The sequence below is a fragment of the Chromohalobacter sp. genome (assembly GCF_039830575.1).
Taxonomy (GTDB): domain Bacteria; phylum Pseudomonadota; class Gammaproteobacteria; order Pseudomonadales; family Halomonadaceae; genus Chromohalobacter; species Chromohalobacter israelensis.
Genome location: NZ_JBDOOX010000012.1, coordinates 110,297 through 123,784, shown reverse-complemented (window position 1 = coordinate 123,784; position 13,488 = coordinate 110,297). Strand labels below are relative to the sequence as shown.

Annotated in this window: 18 protein-coding genes; 11 read left to right on the top strand and 7 right to left on the bottom strand. The window is 64.3% G+C overall.

The window, feature by feature from the left end; translation table 11 throughout:
• Nucleotides 1-4: 4 nt before the first annotated feature.
• From murA to ABGX75_RS10365, 7 genes are all read right to left on the bottom strand, one after another.
• Nucleotides 5-1,267 (bottom strand): UDP-N-acetylglucosamine 1-carboxyvinyltransferase, encoded by a 1,263-nt coding sequence (gene murA, locus ABGX75_RS10395; protein ID WP_347411323.1) that lies wholly within the window; start codon nucleotides 1,265-1,267, stop codon nucleotides 5-7.
• 12 nt (nucleotides 1,268-1,279) lie between these two features.
• Nucleotides 1,280-1,534 (bottom strand): BolA family protein, encoded by a 255-nt coding sequence (locus ABGX75_RS10390; protein WP_011507512.1) that lies wholly within the window; start codon nucleotides 1,532-1,534, stop codon nucleotides 1,280-1,282.
• 149 nt (nucleotides 1,535-1,683) lie between these two features.
• Nucleotides 1,684-2,028 (bottom strand): STAS domain-containing protein, encoded by a 345-nt coding sequence (locus ABGX75_RS10385; RefSeq protein WP_110061243.1) that lies wholly within the window; start codon nucleotides 2,026-2,028, stop codon nucleotides 1,684-1,686.
• Nucleotides 2,025-2,690 (bottom strand): ABC transporter substrate-binding protein, encoded by a 666-nt coding sequence (locus ABGX75_RS10380; RefSeq protein WP_035412040.1) that lies wholly within the window; start codon nucleotides 2,688-2,690, stop codon nucleotides 2,025-2,027. The genes ABGX75_RS10385 and ABGX75_RS10380 overlap by 4 nt, the downstream gene beginning before the upstream one ends.
• Before the next feature lie 22 nt (nucleotides 2,691-2,712).
• Entirely contained in the window at nucleotides 2,713-3,177 is a 465-nt protein-coding gene (mlaD, locus tag ABGX75_RS10375) for an outer membrane lipid asymmetry maintenance protein MlaD (RefSeq protein ID WP_011507515.1), read from the bottom strand.
• Nucleotides 3,174-3,956 (bottom strand): lipid asymmetry maintenance ABC transporter permease subunit MlaE, encoded by a 783-nt coding sequence (gene mlaE, locus ABGX75_RS10370; protein WP_011507516.1) that lies wholly within the window; start codon nucleotides 3,954-3,956, stop codon nucleotides 3,174-3,176. The genes mlaD and mlaE overlap by 4 nt, the downstream gene beginning before the upstream one ends.
• Nucleotides 3,953-4,768 carry an ATP-binding cassette domain-containing protein gene (locus ABGX75_RS10365; protein WP_035412331.1) on the bottom strand — a complete coding sequence of 272 codons (816 nt, stop codon included), beginning with the start codon at nucleotides 4,766-4,768 and terminating at the stop codon, nucleotides 3,953-3,955. The genes mlaE and ABGX75_RS10365 overlap by 4 nt, the downstream gene beginning before the upstream one ends.
• A 180-nt stretch (nucleotides 4,769-4,948) precedes the next feature.
• Between ABGX75_RS10365 and ABGX75_RS10360 the strand changes: the two genes are divergently transcribed.
• From ABGX75_RS10360 to mgtE, 11 genes are all read left to right on the top strand, one after another.
• A complete protein-coding gene (locus ABGX75_RS10360) occupies nucleotides 4,949-5,929 on the top strand; it encodes a KpsF/GutQ family sugar-phosphate isomerase (protein WP_011507518.1) in 981 nt (326 codons plus the stop codon).
• Nucleotides 5,930-5,938: 9 nt separating this feature from the next.
• The gene (locus ABGX75_RS10355) at nucleotides 5,939-6,481 is read left to right on the top strand and encodes an HAD hydrolase family protein (RefSeq protein ID WP_110061244.1); all 543 of its coding nucleotides are present in this window, start codon (nucleotides 5,939-5,941) and stop codon (nucleotides 6,479-6,481) included.
• A complete protein-coding gene (lptC, locus tag ABGX75_RS10350) occupies nucleotides 6,444-7,073 on the top strand; it encodes an LPS export ABC transporter periplasmic protein LptC (protein WP_256985401.1) in 630 nt (209 codons plus the stop codon). Before ABGX75_RS10355 ends, lptC begins: the two co-directional genes overlap by 38 nt.
• Complete coding sequence (lptA, locus tag ABGX75_RS10345; protein WP_011507521.1) at nucleotides 7,070-7,594, top strand: lipopolysaccharide transport periplasmic protein LptA; 525 nt, start codon at nucleotides 7,070-7,072, stop codon at nucleotides 7,592-7,594. The genes lptC and lptA overlap by 4 nt, the downstream gene beginning before the upstream one ends.
• Nucleotides 7,595-7,637: 43 nt before the next feature.
• Nucleotides 7,638-8,363, top strand: coding sequence for an LPS export ABC transporter ATP-binding protein (gene lptB, locus ABGX75_RS10340; protein WP_035412027.1), 726 nt, complete (start codon nucleotides 7,638-7,640; stop codon nucleotides 8,361-8,363).
• A gap of 124 nt (nucleotides 8,364-8,487) precedes the next feature.
• Entirely contained in the window at nucleotides 8,488-9,921 is a 1,434-nt protein-coding gene (locus ABGX75_RS10335) for an RNA polymerase factor sigma-54 (RefSeq protein ID WP_011507523.1), read from the top strand.
• Nucleotides 9,922-10,057: 136 nt separating this feature from the next.
• A complete protein-coding gene (raiA, locus tag ABGX75_RS10330) occupies nucleotides 10,058-10,366 on the top strand; it encodes a ribosome-associated translation inhibitor RaiA (RefSeq protein ID WP_011507524.1) in 309 nt (102 codons plus the stop codon).
• Nucleotides 10,367-10,373: 7 nt separating this feature from the next.
• Nucleotides 10,374-10,850, top strand: coding sequence for a PTS IIA-like nitrogen regulatory protein PtsN (ptsN, locus tag ABGX75_RS10325; protein WP_043558423.1), 477 nt, complete (start codon nucleotides 10,374-10,376; stop codon nucleotides 10,848-10,850).
• A 27-nt stretch (nucleotides 10,851-10,877) separates the two neighbouring features.
• On the top strand, nucleotides 10,878-11,774 hold the full coding sequence (rapZ, locus tag ABGX75_RS10320; RefSeq protein ID WP_011507526.1) for an RNase adapter RapZ: 897 nt from the start codon (nucleotides 10,878-10,880) through the stop codon (nucleotides 11,772-11,774).
• A complete protein-coding gene (locus tag ABGX75_RS10315; protein WP_011507527.1) occupies nucleotides 11,761-12,030 on the top strand; it encodes an HPr family phosphocarrier protein in 270 nt (89 codons plus the stop codon). Before rapZ ends, ABGX75_RS10315 begins: the two co-directional genes overlap by 14 nt.
• Nucleotides 12,031-12,129: 99 nt before the next feature.
• Nucleotides 12,130-13,482, top strand: a complete 1,353-nt coding sequence (gene mgtE / locus ABGX75_RS10310; RefSeq protein ID WP_011507528.1) for a magnesium transporter — start codon at nucleotides 12,130-12,132, stop codon at nucleotides 13,480-13,482.
• Nucleotides 13,483-13,488 lie beyond the last annotated feature (6 nt).

Below are 13,488 nucleotides of genomic sequence, written 5' to 3'. Positions count from 1 at the left end.
GCGCTCAACCGGGAACGCGACGAATCTTGGCACCGAGCAACTGGAATTTTTCCTCGATGCATTCGTACCCGCGATCGATATGGTAGATACGGTCCACCTGCGTCTCGCCGTCGGCCACCAGAGCGGCCACGACCAGGCTCGCCGAGGCGCGCAGATCGGTCGCCATCACCGGGGCCCCGGACAGGCGGTCGACACCGGTGATCACGGCGGTATTGCCTTCCAGCGAGATGCGCGCGCCCATGCGATTGAGCTCCTGCACATGCATGAAGCGATTTTCGAAGATCGTCTCGACGACGGTGCCCGCCCCTTCGGCGACACAGTTGAGCGCCACGAACTGCGCCTGCATGTCGGTGGGAAACGCCGGGTAAGGCGCCGTGCGCGCGTTGACAGCACGCGGGCGCCGCCCACGCATGTCGAGCTCGAGCCAGTCGTCGCCGACTTCGACCCTGGCGCCCGCCTCGTCGAGCTTGGCCAGCACGGCTTCCAGCGTATCGGCACGCGTGTTGCGCACCCTGACGCGACCGCCACTGGCCGCGGCCGCGACCAGGAACGTACCGGTCTCGATGCGATCGGGCATGACATCGTAATGCCCGCCATGCAGACGCGGGACACCCTCGATCACGATGGTATCCGTGCCGTGTCCCCGAATTCTGGCGCCCATGGTGATCAGGCATTCGGCGAGATCCACCACTTCCGGCTCGCGGGCCGCGTTCTCCAGCACCGTGGTGCCCTCGGCCAGCGTCGCGGCCATCAGCAGGTTCTCGGTGCCGGTCACGGTCACGGTGTCGAAGAAGATCGTCGCCCCTTTCAGGCGGCCGGCGCAACGCGCCTGGACATAACCGCCGTCGACATGGATCTCCGCCCCCATGGCCTCGAGTCCGCGCAGGTGCAGGTCGACAGGACGCGAGCCGATGGCACAGCCGCCCGGCAACGACACATCGGCGGTGCCGAAATGCGCCAGCAACGGGCCGAGCACGAGGATCGAGGCGCGCATCTTCTTGACCAGCTCGTATGGCGCGTGACAGTGCGTCACCTGAGAGCCGTCGAGCTGGATGCTCATCTTGTCGCCCATCACCGGCTCGACCCCCATGCGGCCGAGCAGTTCGAGCGTGGTGGTAATGTCCTGCAGATGCGGCAGGTTGCCGATGGTCACGGGTTCGTCGGCCAGCAGGGTCGCCGCCAGAATGGGCAAGGCGGAATTCTTGGCACCGCTTGCCCAGACTTCGCCGTCGAGTGGCCCGTTGCCGGTAATGATCAGTTTGTCCATGAAAGTCCGCGCTTAGACGCCCACGTTTTCCGGGGCCGTTTCCCACTGGTCGGGAGTATAGGTCTTGATGCTGATGGCATGCAGAGCGCCGCTGGCAATTTCGTCGGAGAGTGCCGAGTAGATCAGTTGCTGCCGCTTGACGGGACTCAGACCGGCAAAAGCCTCGCTGATGGCGACAACCTGGAAATTGCAGCCTTCCCCCTGGATGTGAAACTGGCAATCGTCGATGCGAGATTCGAGTAGGGCCTTGACGTCGCTGGGTTGCATAGGGCGCTGGCTCCTGTTTCAGGACGCTCGCACGTGACACGTGCGAGCACAATTGAGACGTGATTTTGATCCGGCATGATAAAGAAAACGGGCGCCGTTGGCGACGCCCGCTTGCCATGCAATGGCGGAAACGACGATGCCGGACGGTGTCAGGCGCTAACGCTCGTCTCGGCCGTGGGCAACAACGGGTCGAGACCGGCCATCGCGGTCAGGCGCGCCAGCGGCTGCGAAAGCGTCACCTGCACGATGTGTACCTCGCAGGCCTGGGCGGTGCGCAACCATTCGAGCAGGACACTGAGCACGGCACTGCTGGCACGCTGCACGCCGGTCAGGTCGAACTCGACCTCGGTGGCATGCGGCAGGCCTTGCAGCCACTCCGTGCCCTTCGCCGCCAGCGATGCGGCGCTGTCGAAATCCGCCTCGCCGTCGACCTTCAGAATGCGCTCCTGGCACACCTCGAGGCGCGCACCTTCACGTTCGAGCAGAACGCTCATTGATCGCTGCCGCCCTGCTCCAGTTCGTCGGTGGCCACTTCCGGCGCCCAACCATCGATGACCGCATCGATATCGCGATTGTTGTCGCGCATGGCCTGGTCGAACTGGTTACGGAACGTCAGCCCCAGGTTGATGCCGTTGACGATGACATTGATCACGCGCCACTCGCCATCGCGCTGATGCAGCGTGTAGACCACGGGATAGACCTCGCCGTTGGTGGAGACCACTTCCATGTCGACACTGGCCTGATCCTCGTAGCGTCCGGCATCGTCGTCGTCGAGCACGCGAATCTCGCGATAGTCGAACGTCACCAGCCCTCGGGCGTAGGTCTCGATCAAGGTGTCACGGAACGTCTCGACGAAGCGCGAGCGCTGCTCGGGCGTCGCGTTGCGGAAATAGCGCCCCATCACGCTGGCGCCGATATAGCGAAAATCGGCCACGTCGTCGAGGCTCTCGTCGACCAGGGACTCGAGCTCGTCCTCGTGCTCGGCGTAGTAATCCTTGCGGCCTTCCAGCTTCTGCATCAGCGCCGCCACGTTGTCTTCGATCAACTGCTGCGGCGCCTGCTGGGCCTGGGCCGTCAGCGTGACGCACCACAAACCGATCAGCAGCAGCGCACCAAGGCGACTCGCCCGCAGGCATTGGATTTGCTTCGCTATCATGAAAACCTCCTTGGCTCTTGGCTCATTCGCTCGTCATGTTCGACACGAACTGCTGGATCAGCTGTTCCAGCACCAGCGCTTGCTGCGTATCGCGGATAGTGTCGCCATCTTCGAGCATCTCAGGGTCTCCCCCCACGCTCAGGCCGACGTATTGCTCGCCCAGCAAACCCGAGGTGAGGATCGAGGCCGTGCTGTCACGCGAGATCTTGCCCTCGAGCGAGTCGTCGAGCTCCATGGTCACTCGGGCATCGAGCCATTCGGTATCGAGCGAGACATCGCTGACGCGCCCCACGGTCACGCCCGCCATGGCAACCCGCGATCCCGATTTGAGACCGCCGATGTTGGCGAAGTTCGCCTGCAGCGTGAACGTGTCCTGCGGCACGCCGAACCCGACGCCGCTGACTCGCAAGCCGAGAAACACCATGCCCAGAATACCGGCCAGGACGAACAGTCCCACGCCGAGTTCCATCATCTTGCTGCGCTTCATCCAAGTTCTCCAAACATCAGCGCGGTCAGCACGAAATCCAGTCCGAGCACCGCCAGGGACGAATAGACCACCGTGCGGGTCGTGGCCCGCGAGATGCCTTCCGACGTGGGGACCAAGTCATAGCCCTGAAATACCGCGATCCAGGTGACCACGAGACCAAACACCACACTCTTGAGCATGCCGTTGAGAATGTCGTCGACGAACGCGACGCTACTTTGCATGTTGCTCCAGTACGAGCCGTCGAACACGCCCAGCCATTGCACGCCGACCAGATAGCCGCCCCAGATGCCGACCACGCTGAACCCCACGGTCAGCAACGGCATCGAGACGAACCCCGCCCAGAGGCGTGGCGCCACGATTCGACGCAAGGGGTCGACCCCGATCATCTCCATGCTGGTCAGCTGCTCGGTGGCCTTCATCAGGCCGATCTCGGCGGTCAGCGCCGAGCCCGCACGTCCCGCGAACAGCAGCGCCGCCACTACCGGCGCCAGTTCACGCAGCAACGACAGCGCCACCATCTGACCCAGGGCGTCTTCCGCGCCGAAATCGACCAGGATGGTGAAGCCCTGCAGCCCCAGCACCATGCCGATGAACAGGCCCGACACCAGCACGATGGCCAGCGACATGACGCCGATGAAATGCATTTGCCGCAGCCAGAGATGCCATCCCTCGCGCGAGGGTACTCCCCATGCCGCCTGCACCAGGAAGATCACCGCGCGCCCCAGCGCACTCACCGTCTCCAGCGTGCCCCGACCGAGCGCTACGATATGGTGAATCATGGGCGCCCTCCCCCGGTGGCCAGGATATCGCGATGAAAGTCGGGAGCCGGATAATGAAACGGCACCGGCCCGTCGGGCTCGCCATGCACGAACTGCTTCACCCGGGCGTCCCGATTGACGTCCAGGGTCTGCGGCGTGCCGTGGGCCATCACCTGACCGTCGGCGATGATATACACGTAATCGGCGATGGAAAGCGTTTCCTTGATGTCGTGGGACACGATCACCGCCGTCAGACCCAGCGCCTGGTTGACCGTCTTGATCAACTGCACCAGCACGCCCATCGAAATCGGATCCTGCCCCACGAACGGCTCGTCATACAGGACCAGCTCGGGGTCGAGCGCCACCGCACGGGCGAGCGCCACACGCCTGGCCATGCCGCCGGAGAGTTCCGCCGGCGACAGATTGCGCGCGCCACGCAAGCCGACTGCCTGCAGTTTCATGAGCACGATGTCGCGCACCATGGCCTCGGGCAGGTCGGTATGCACACGCAGCGGAAACGCCACGTTCTCGAACACGTTCAAGTCGGAAAACAGCGCGCCGCTCTGGAACAGCATGCCCATCCGCCGGCGCAAGCGAAACAGCGCCCGCCGCGACAAGCGGTGCACATCCTGCCCATCGATACATACGCGCCCCGCATCGGGCACCAGCTGACCACCGATCAACTTGAGCAGCGTGGTCTTGCCGGTGCCGCTGGGCCCCATGACCGCAGTGATCTTGCCCTTGGGTATACGCAGGTCGACGCCGCGAAAGATCTCATTCTCGCCTCGCGAGAAATGCAATCCCTCGACATCGACCAGTGTCGTGTCAGTCACGTCACGCTCATCCACGTCTCGATAATTATCGAACATCGTATCCTAACTCCGGCGATCACCGCCAGCCTCGCCTTGCAACGCCGACGATGAGTGCGTTTAATAAGCGCCCGATCTCACCCGCCATTTCCTGCAGGCACGCGCCGCTTGAGCCAAAGGCCGCGAAGGGCAACAATCATCACCATGAACACCGTCACCGATCATGATTACCGCGCCAGCGCCCGCCGTACGCTGACCCTCGAATCGCATGCCGTGGCCGCCTTGATCGAACGCCTCGACGAAGCGTTCGATCACGCCTGCCAGCTATTTCTCGCCTGCGAGGGACGCATCATCGTCACCGGCATGGGCAAGTCCGGGCATATCGCCCGCAAGATTGCCGCGACCCTGGCCAGCACGGGCACGCCGGCGTTTTACGTTCACCCCGGCGAGGCCAGCCATGGCGACATGGGCATGATCACCGCGCGCGACGTGGTCCTGGCGCTGTCCAATTCCGGCGAGACCGCCGAGGTCACGGCGCTGCTGCCGCTTCTCAAGCGCATGGGCACCCCTCTGGTCAGCATGACCGGGCGCCCGGGCTCGAGCCTGGCGCGGCATGCCGAAGCTCACCTGGACACCGCGGTGGATCGCGAGGCGTGCCCGCTCGACCTGGCCCCGACCGCGTCGACCACTGCCGCCCTGGCCATGGGCGATGCCCTGGCGGTGGCCTTGCTCGAGGCGCGCGGCTTCACCGCCGAGGATTTTGCCCTGTCGCATCCCGGCGGTAGCCTGGGCCGGCGATTGCTGCTCAAGGTCGAAGACCTCATGCATCAGGGCGATCGCCTGCCCCGGGTGGCGCTGGGCAGCCCACTGCGCGATGCCTTGCTGGAGATCACGCGTCAGGGCCTGGGGTTCACCTGCGTGCTCGACGAGGACGGCCGCCTCGCCGGGGTCTACACCGACGGCGACCTGCGTCGCACCCTCGACCATCATGACGATCTGCGCCAGCTGCGCGTGGACGACGTCATGACCCACGGCGGCAAGACGATTCGTCCTCAATTGCTGGCTGCCGAGGCGGTCAAGATCATGGAAGACAATCGCATCACAGCCCTGGCCGTGGTCGACGACCAGGGCCATCCGGTCGGCGTCCTGCACATGCACGACCTGCTGGCCAGCGGCGTCATCTGAGGAGAGTCCATGACACGATCCAGCGAATGGCAAGACAAGGCGCGCCGCATCCGCTTGCTGGCCCTGGATGTGGACGGCGTGCTCACCGACGGCACGCTCCACTTTCACAGCGACGGCCAGGAAACCAAGAGCTTCAACATCCTTGACGGCCTGGGCATCAAGATGCTGCAGCGAAGCGGCGTCCAGGTGGCCTTGATCACGGGGCGCGAGTCGCCCATGGTCACGCGCCGTGCCGAGGCGCTCGGCATTGCCCACGTCCATCAGGGACGCGAGGACAAGCTGATCGCGCTGCACGCCCTGTGCGAGGCACTCGGCCTGCCCCTGGCCGACGTCGCCTACTGCGGCGACGACCTCCCGGACCTGGCCGCCATCCGTGCCGCCGGTCTGGGACTGAGCGTCCTCAATGCCCCCGCATACGTGCGCGAGCATGCCGACTGGGTGCCCAGCCGCCCGGGTGGCCAGGGCGCCGTGCGCGAGATCTGCGACGCACTGCTGGCCAGCCAGGGGAACTGGGATGCCAGCCTGGCGCCGTATCTCGACGACCTGGAGTGACGCCATGCCGACGTTCTTCTCTTCTCGCAAATGGACGCGCTTCGCGCTGCTGCTGATTCTGGTCGTGCTAGGCATCGGTCTGGCCATCGTCGAGCAGCGCAACGCCACCACGCCCGGCCCCGTGCCCAGCGACGATGCCGGGGAGCCGGATTATTACCTCGAAGGCGTGACCATGACGCGCTTCGATGCACAAGGCATCCCGCACCAGACGCTCACGTCGCCGCGCCTGGTCCACACGCCCAAGGACGATATCATTCGTGCCGCGTCGCCCGTGGCCAAAATACGCGACGCAGACGGCCGCCAATGGGACATCACCGGCGACAAGGGACGGCTGGGAGCGCAACGCGATCTGCTGACCCTGACCGGCAATGCCCAGCTCGTGCAGCCCGAACAAGGCTGGCGGCTCAACACCGATGTCCTGCATTACCAGGCCAGCGAGGCCCATGCCTGGAGTGACAGCGACGCCGTGTTGCGGCAGCATGAACAACGCGTGCGCGGCAATCGCTTCGACGCCTGGCTCGATACCGACCGTGCGCGCCTGACCGGCGACGTGCAAGGCCACCACCCACAGATTGCCGAGGACGACACATGATGACACGAACCTTGACGGTCGCGCTGGCATGCGCGGCACTGGGCCTGGCCAGTCACGCGGCCCTGGCGCTGGAAAGCGATGCCAGCCAGCCCATCGAGATCGCCGCCGACCAGCTCGATCTCGACGATAACGCCGGCACCGCAGTCTACACCGGCGACGTCGACATGCAGCAGGGCAGCATGCGCCTGACCGCGGCACGCGTGGAGATCGAGCGCAACGCGCAGGGCGAGGTCTCCACCGTCACCGCCCACGGCAGCGGTAGCGAGCGCGCCTATCTCGAGCAGAAGCCTTCACCGGACGAGCCGGTGGCCAAGGGCTGGGGCGACACCGTGATCTATCATGCCGGCGAACGCCGCGTCGAACTCATCGATCGCGCTCAGCTTCACCAGGGCGGAGACACCTTCAACGGTGCCTATGTCGAGTATTTCCTCGACCGCCGCCAGGTCCAGGCGCGCTCCGACGACGACGGTGAAGGCGATCAGCGCGTGCGCATGACGCTGACCCCGCGCAACGACCAATGACACCCTCGACCTTTCGTTCACCAACGCCCTGGATGCGATGCCCATGAAGACCCTGAGTGCCGCCAACCTGGCCAAGAGTTACAAGGGCCGCCGCGTGGTCCACGACATCAGCCTGACCATTCGCCAGGGCAGCATCGTCGGCCTTCTCGGCCCCAATGGCGCCGGCAAGACCACCTCGTTCTACATGATCGTCGGCCTGGTGGGCGCCGACGCGGGAAGCGTTCACATCGATGAACGCAATCTTTCCCGCGCGGCCATGCACGAGCGTGCCCGCGCCGGTATCGGTTACCTGCCGCAGGAAGCCTCGATCTTCCGCAAGCTCTCGGTAGCCGACAACATCATGGCCATCCTCGAAACACGGCGCGATCTCGACAAGGCCGCCCGCAAGGATCGGCTCGAGCGATTGCTCGAGGAGTTTCACGTCACCCATATCCGCGACAACCCCGGCATGAGCCTCTCCGGTGGCGAGCGCCGCCGCGTGGAGATCGCCCGCGCGCTGGCCACCGAGCCCGCCTTCATCCTGCTCGACGAACCCTTCGCCGGCGTCGACCCGATTTCGGTGGGCGAAATCAAGGGCATCATCCGCCAGCTCCGCGACCGCGACATCGGCGTCTTGATCACCGACCACAACGTGCGGGAAACCCTGGACATCTGCGACAACGCCTACATCGTCGGCGATGGGCAAATCATTGCCGAAGGGCATGCCGACGCCATCCTCGCCAACCAGAAAGTGCGCGACGTCTATCTCGGCCACGAGTTCCGCCTGTGAACGCAAGCCACTGGTATCACGCTTGGCTCATATAAATGGCATGGTTGTTGCTTCCATTCTTGCAACTCACGTCGCTGCGGGATAACGTACGGGCACCGTTTCAGGAAGCGACGACCGACTCTCCATGTCCATGAAACCTACGCTTCAGCTTCGCGTCGGCACCCAGCTGACGATGACGCCTCAGTTGCAGCAAGCGATCCAGCTCTTGCAGCTCTCGACGCTGGATTTGCGTCAGGAGATCCAGCAGGCGCTGGACGCCAACCCCATGCTGGAACTCGAGGAACACTTCGACGAGCGCGAAGTCAGCGAGACGCAGGACGACGACTGGAGCAGCGAGATTCCGGAAGACCTGCCGCTGGACAGCGACTGGAGCGATACCTACCAGGACGCCGGGCTCGGCTCATTGAACGGCAGCGGGGGCAGCGAGGAAGGCCCCGACATCGAACGCAACACGGCGCACACCAGCCTTCACGATCATCTGGGCTGGCAACTGGCCATGACCGACATGACGCCACGCGAACATGCGATCGCCGAGAGTCTGATCGATGCCGTGGGCGCCGATGGCTACCTTACCGTGTCGCTCGAGGAGCTTCTCGATGGGCTGCGCGGTCAGGGGTTGGCCGGCCTCAAGATCGGTGACGTCGAGCAGGTCATGATGCGCGTGCAGCAATTCGACCCCACGGGCGTCGCCGCTCGCGATCTGCGCGAATGTCTCCTGCTGCAGCTGGGCGCCCTGCCCGAGGACATGCCGCTGCTTCCCCAGGCCAAGCGCCTGGTGCGTCAATTCCTCGACGCGCTCGCCGGCAACGACCGCAAGCTGCTCAAACGGCGCCTGCGTCTCGAAGAGGCGGAACTCGACCATATCATCGCCCTCATCCGCACGCTCGACCCGCGCCCCGGTCTGGCCTTCGAGGACAGCGACAACGATTACGTCATCCCCGACCTCATCGCCCGCCGCGTTCGTCAGGAATGGCGCATCGAGCTCAATCCCGACGCCTTGCCGCGCGTCCGCATCCAGCCGGATTACGCCGCTCTGATCAAGCGGGCCGACAAGAGTGACGACAACACCTTCCTCAAGCAGCACCTGCAGGAAGCCAAGTGGCTGCTCAAGAGCCTGTCCAGCCGTAACGACACCCTGTTGCGCGTGGGCCGCGAAATCATGGCCCGTCAGCTCGACTTCCTCGAGCATGGCGAAGAAGCGATGAAACCGTTGATCCTCGCCGATATCGCCGGCGCGGTGGACATGCACGAATCGACCATTTCACGTGTCACGACGCAGAAATTCATTCATACCCCACGTGGCGTGTTCGAGCTGAAATACTTCTTCTCCAGCCATGTGGGCGGCGGCCACGGCGAAGGCGACGCCCATTCCAGCACCGCGATACGCGCCCGGCTGAAGAAGCTGATCGGCGAAGAGCCGCCACGCAAGCCGTTGTCCGACAGCAAGCTCGTCGACCTGCTGGCACAGGACGGCATTCAGGTCGCACGCCGCACGGTGGCCAAGTATCGTGAAGCGATGGGCATCCCCTCCTCCAGCGAACGCAAGCGCCTGGCCTGAGCGCCCAACGTTTGCACCCGTCGACGCCGCTGCGTAGACTCGCCGCGGTCGTCGACACCCAGGCATCGCCCGGGGCTATGCATTGCCCTAAAAAGGGTTACAATCAAAGTGCCAACCGATGGAATAGGAGCGTGCCATGCAAGTCAATATCACCGGTCATCACATCGAATTGACCGATGCCCTGCGCGACTACGTCAATGAAAAGCTCGCACGTCTGGAACGGCATTACGACAACATCACCACCGTTCAAGTCACGTTATCCATCGAAAAGGAACGTCACTTGGCCGCATGCACGCTTCATGCCGCAGGCGCCGACCTGCACGCCGATGTGCAGAGCGACGACATGTACGCTGCCATCGACGCCCTCACCGACAAGCTCGACCGCCAGCTCGTCAAACACAAAGAAAAGATGCAGGCACGCGCCCAGGGCGCCGGTGCCCGTTGAATCCGCCATGACACTGGAAAGCATCCTGCCCCCCGAGCGCGCCCTCTTCGGCGTTGCCGGGGGGAGCAAGAAGCGTGTGCTGGAATTCTTCAGCACCTTCATCGCCCAGAATACGCCTAGCCTCGACAGCCAGGAGGTCTTCGGCCGTCTCATCGGTCGTGAACGCCTGGGAAGCACCGGCATCGGCAATGGCGTTGCCATTCCGCATGCGCGCAACCCGCATTGCAAGGCGCCCATCGCCGGTTTTCTGCGTCTTCAGGACCCCATCGACTTCGATGCGATAGACGGCGAGCCCGTCGACCTGATATTCGTGCTGCTGGTCCCGGAAGAAGCCGATGACGCCCACCTGTCGCTGCTCGCCCAGGTCGCAGCCATCATGAACGACAGCGCCATCCGTAGCAGGCTGCGACAAGCGCAGACCCAACGGCAACTCTACGATACCCTGATCGAGGCCATACGCCAGCAAGACACCCGCGCCAGCTGACGCTGGCGCAAACCAAGGGGCGCGCCCATGCAACTCGTGATCATCAGCGGCCGTTCCGGCTCCGGCAAATCCATTGCCTTGCAGGCACTCGAGGATCTCGGGTACTACGCGATCGACAACCTGCCCGCCAGCCTCATGGCGCCCCTGATCGATGAGCTGCGCGAGGGACCGCCCTCGCGCACTCATATCGCCGTCAGCATCGATGCCCGCAACCTTCCCGACGCCCTGCGCCGCTTTCCGGTCCTGCTCGAGGAAATACGCGGGCGTGGCATTCAATGCCAGGTCGTCTATCTGACCGCCGACTCGCGCATCCTGCTCGAACGCTATTCGGCGACGCGCCGCCGCCACCCGCTGACGCGGGCCAGCGAAATGACCCTCGCCGAAGCCATCGAGCAGGAGCAGACCTACCTCGCGCCGATCCGCGACATCGGGGACCTGGTGATCGACACCTCGAGCCTGTCGGTGCATGAGTTGCGTGGGCGCATCGCCGAACAGGTGGCTCGCCACAGCGGCCGCCATCTGACCTTGACCTTCGAGTCGTTCGGCTACAAGCGCGGCGTGCCGCTGGATGCCGACATGGTGTTCGACGCCCGATGCCTGCCCAACCCGTACTGGGATCCCCAGCTACGCGGGTTCGACGGGCGCGACGCGCAGATCGTCACCTTTCTCGAGGCCTACCCCGATGTCCGCGCCATGGCCGATGACATTCGCCACTGGCTGGAGCGCTGGCTGCCCGCCTATCTGGCCAGCAATCGCAGCTACCTGACCGTCGCGGTCGGCTGCACCGGCGGCCAGCACCGCTCGGTCTATCTGGTCGAGGATCTGGCACACCATTTCGCCCAGCAGATGAGCGGCGTGCGTTTGCGCCATCGCGAACTGGGGGTTCAAGCGGCATTGCCGGAGGATGGCAATGCCGTGTCGTAGACTGCAACTCACCAACAAGCGCGGCCTGCATGCCCGCGCGGCCACCAAGCTGGTGCAGTGCTGCCAGCCCTTCGCCGCCCGCGTCAGCGTTTTTCACGGCGAACGCGAAGCGGACGCTGCCAACATCATGTCGTTGCTCATGCTCGCCGCTCCCTGCGGAACCGAGCTCGACGTCCAGGCCGATGGCGAGGACGCCGATGAGGTGCTCGATGCACTGACCGACCTGTTCGAGTCGCGATTCGAGGAAGACGCCTGATTAACGAACAGTGTTCGCGCCTGCCCGAAGCGATGGTAGAATAGCGCCACGACCTAGAATCGACCTTGGCCCAGCATCGACAAAGGATGCCGATTCCTCATGAGCCCCAATCACAAGCATTTACAACCGCGCCTGGACCGCCTCAGCGATGCCCTCGAAAGCGGGGCGCTGGATCAGGCTCGGCGCATGCTCAACCGTGGCCTGGCACCGGTCGATGTCGCGCACCTGCTCGAATCGACGCCACCGCGCGAGCGGAATGTCCTTTGGGAGCTGGTCGATGCCGATTTGCAGGGCGACGTACTGCAATACCTGGGCGATGACATCCAAAGCGAGTTCCTGGGCCGCATGGACGCCGAACAGCTCGTCTCGGCGACCGAGGGGCTCGATGTCGACGACCTCGCCGACCTGCTGCAGCGCCTGCCCAACACGGTGATCCACGAAGTCCTGCAAGCCATGGAGGCGCAGGAACGCCAACGCATCGAGACCGTCCTCTCCTACCCGGAGGATACCGCGGGCGGCTTGATGAACACCGACACCATCACCATTCGCCCGGATATCACCCTGGACGTGGTGCTGCGTTACCTGCGCCGTCACGAGAAGCTGCCCGACTCCACGGACACCCTGCTGGTCGTGACCCGACGCGACGAGTTGATCGGCACGTTGCCGCTCAACCTCCTGCTGGTTTCCGACCCGTCGATTCTCGTGCGCGAGGTCATGAATACCGACTTTCCCACGATACAGGCCACCGCCGCGGACACCGAAGTCGCGAGCCTGTTCGAGAAATTCGACCTGATCTCGGCACCTGTGGTCAGCACCGACGGCGCCTTGCTGGGACGCATCACCATCGACGACGTGGTCGACGTGATTCGCGAGGATGCCGAGCACCAGGTCATGAGCATGGCCGGTCTCGACGAGGACGAAGACACCTTCGCGCCGGCCTGGCGCACCGGACGTCGACGCGCGGTATGGCTGGGCATCAACCTGGTGGCCGCCACCATCGTGTCGTTCGCCATCGGCATCTTCGAATCGACCATTCAGCAGATCACCGCCCTGGCGGTATTGATGCCCATCGTTTCCAGCATGGGCGGGATTGCCGGCTCGCAGACGCTGACGGTACTGATCCGCGGCATCGCCCTGGGGCATGTCGGCGGCGCCAACGTGCGCTGGCTGCTGGTGCGGGAAATGCTGTCGGGCATGATGAACGGCGTGCTCTGGGCAGTGATCGTCGCGCTGGTCGCCATCGTGCGTTTCGATGACTACAAGCTCGGCGGCATCATCGCCCTGGCGATGGTCATCAACCTCACCATCGCCGCCCTGGCCGGCACCTTGATCCCCGTGCTGCTAAAGCGCCTGAAGATCGATCCGGCCCTGTCGGGCGGCGTATTGCTGACGACGATCACCGACGTGGTCGGCTTCGTCGCGTTTCTGGGCCTGGCCGCGGCGTTCTACTGAGGGACG

Bases quoted from the DNA above. Each gene is read 5' to 3' on its own strand.
- lptC (WP_256985401.1), top strand. From the start codon at position 6,444: ATGCCAGCCTGGCGCCGTATCTCGACGACCTGGAGTGACGCCATGCCG.
- ABGX75_RS10390 (WP_011507512.1), bottom strand. From the start codon at position 1,534: ATGCAACCCAGCGACGTCAAGGCCCTACTCGAATCTCGCATCGACGAT.
- murA (WP_347411323.1), bottom strand. From the start codon at position 1,267: ATGGACAAACTGATCATTACCGGCAACGGGCCACTCGACGGCGAAGTC.
- mlaE (WP_011507516.1), bottom strand. From the start codon at position 3,956: ATGATTCACCATATCGTAGCGCTCGGTCGGGGCACGCTGGAGACGGTG.
- lptA (WP_011507521.1), top strand. From the start codon at position 7,070: ATGATGACACGAACCTTGACGGTCGCGCTGGCATGCGCGGCACTGGGC.
- ABGX75_RS10385 (WP_110061243.1), bottom strand. From the start codon at position 2,028: ATGAGCGTTCTGCTCGAACGTGAAGGTGCGCGCCTCGAGGTGTGCCAG.
- ptsN (WP_043558423.1), top strand. From the start codon at position 10,374: ATGACACTGGAAAGCATCCTGCCCCCCGAGCGCGCCCTCTTCGGCGTT.
- ABGX75_RS10380 (WP_035412040.1), bottom strand. From the start codon at position 2,690: ATGATAGCGAAGCAAATCCAATGCCTGCGGGCGAGTCGCCTTGGTGCG.
- raiA (WP_011507524.1), top strand. From the start codon at position 10,058: ATGCAAGTCAATATCACCGGTCATCACATCGAATTGACCGATGCCCTG.
- ABGX75_RS10360 (WP_011507518.1), top strand. From the start codon at position 4,949: ATGAACACCGTCACCGATCATGATTACCGCGCCAGCGCCCGCCGTACG.
- ABGX75_RS10335 (WP_011507523.1), top strand. From the start codon at position 8,488: ATGTCCATGAAACCTACGCTTCAGCTTCGCGTCGGCACCCAGCTGACG.
- rapZ (WP_011507526.1), top strand. From the start codon at position 10,878: ATGCAACTCGTGATCATCAGCGGCCGTTCCGGCTCCGGCAAATCCATT.
- mgtE (WP_011507528.1), top strand. From the start codon at position 12,130: ATGAGCCCCAATCACAAGCATTTACAACCGCGCCTGGACCGCCTCAGC.
- lptB (WP_035412027.1), top strand. From the start codon at position 7,638: ATGAAGACCCTGAGTGCCGCCAACCTGGCCAAGAGTTACAAGGGCCGC.
- ABGX75_RS10355 (WP_110061244.1), top strand. From the start codon at position 5,939: ATGACACGATCCAGCGAATGGCAAGACAAGGCGCGCCGCATCCGCTTG.
- ABGX75_RS10315 (WP_011507527.1), top strand. From the start codon at position 11,761: ATGCCGTGTCGTAGACTGCAACTCACCAACAAGCGCGGCCTGCATGCC.
- mlaD (WP_011507515.1), bottom strand. From the start codon at position 3,177: ATGAAGCGCAGCAAGATGATGGAACTCGGCGTGGGACTGTTCGTCCTG.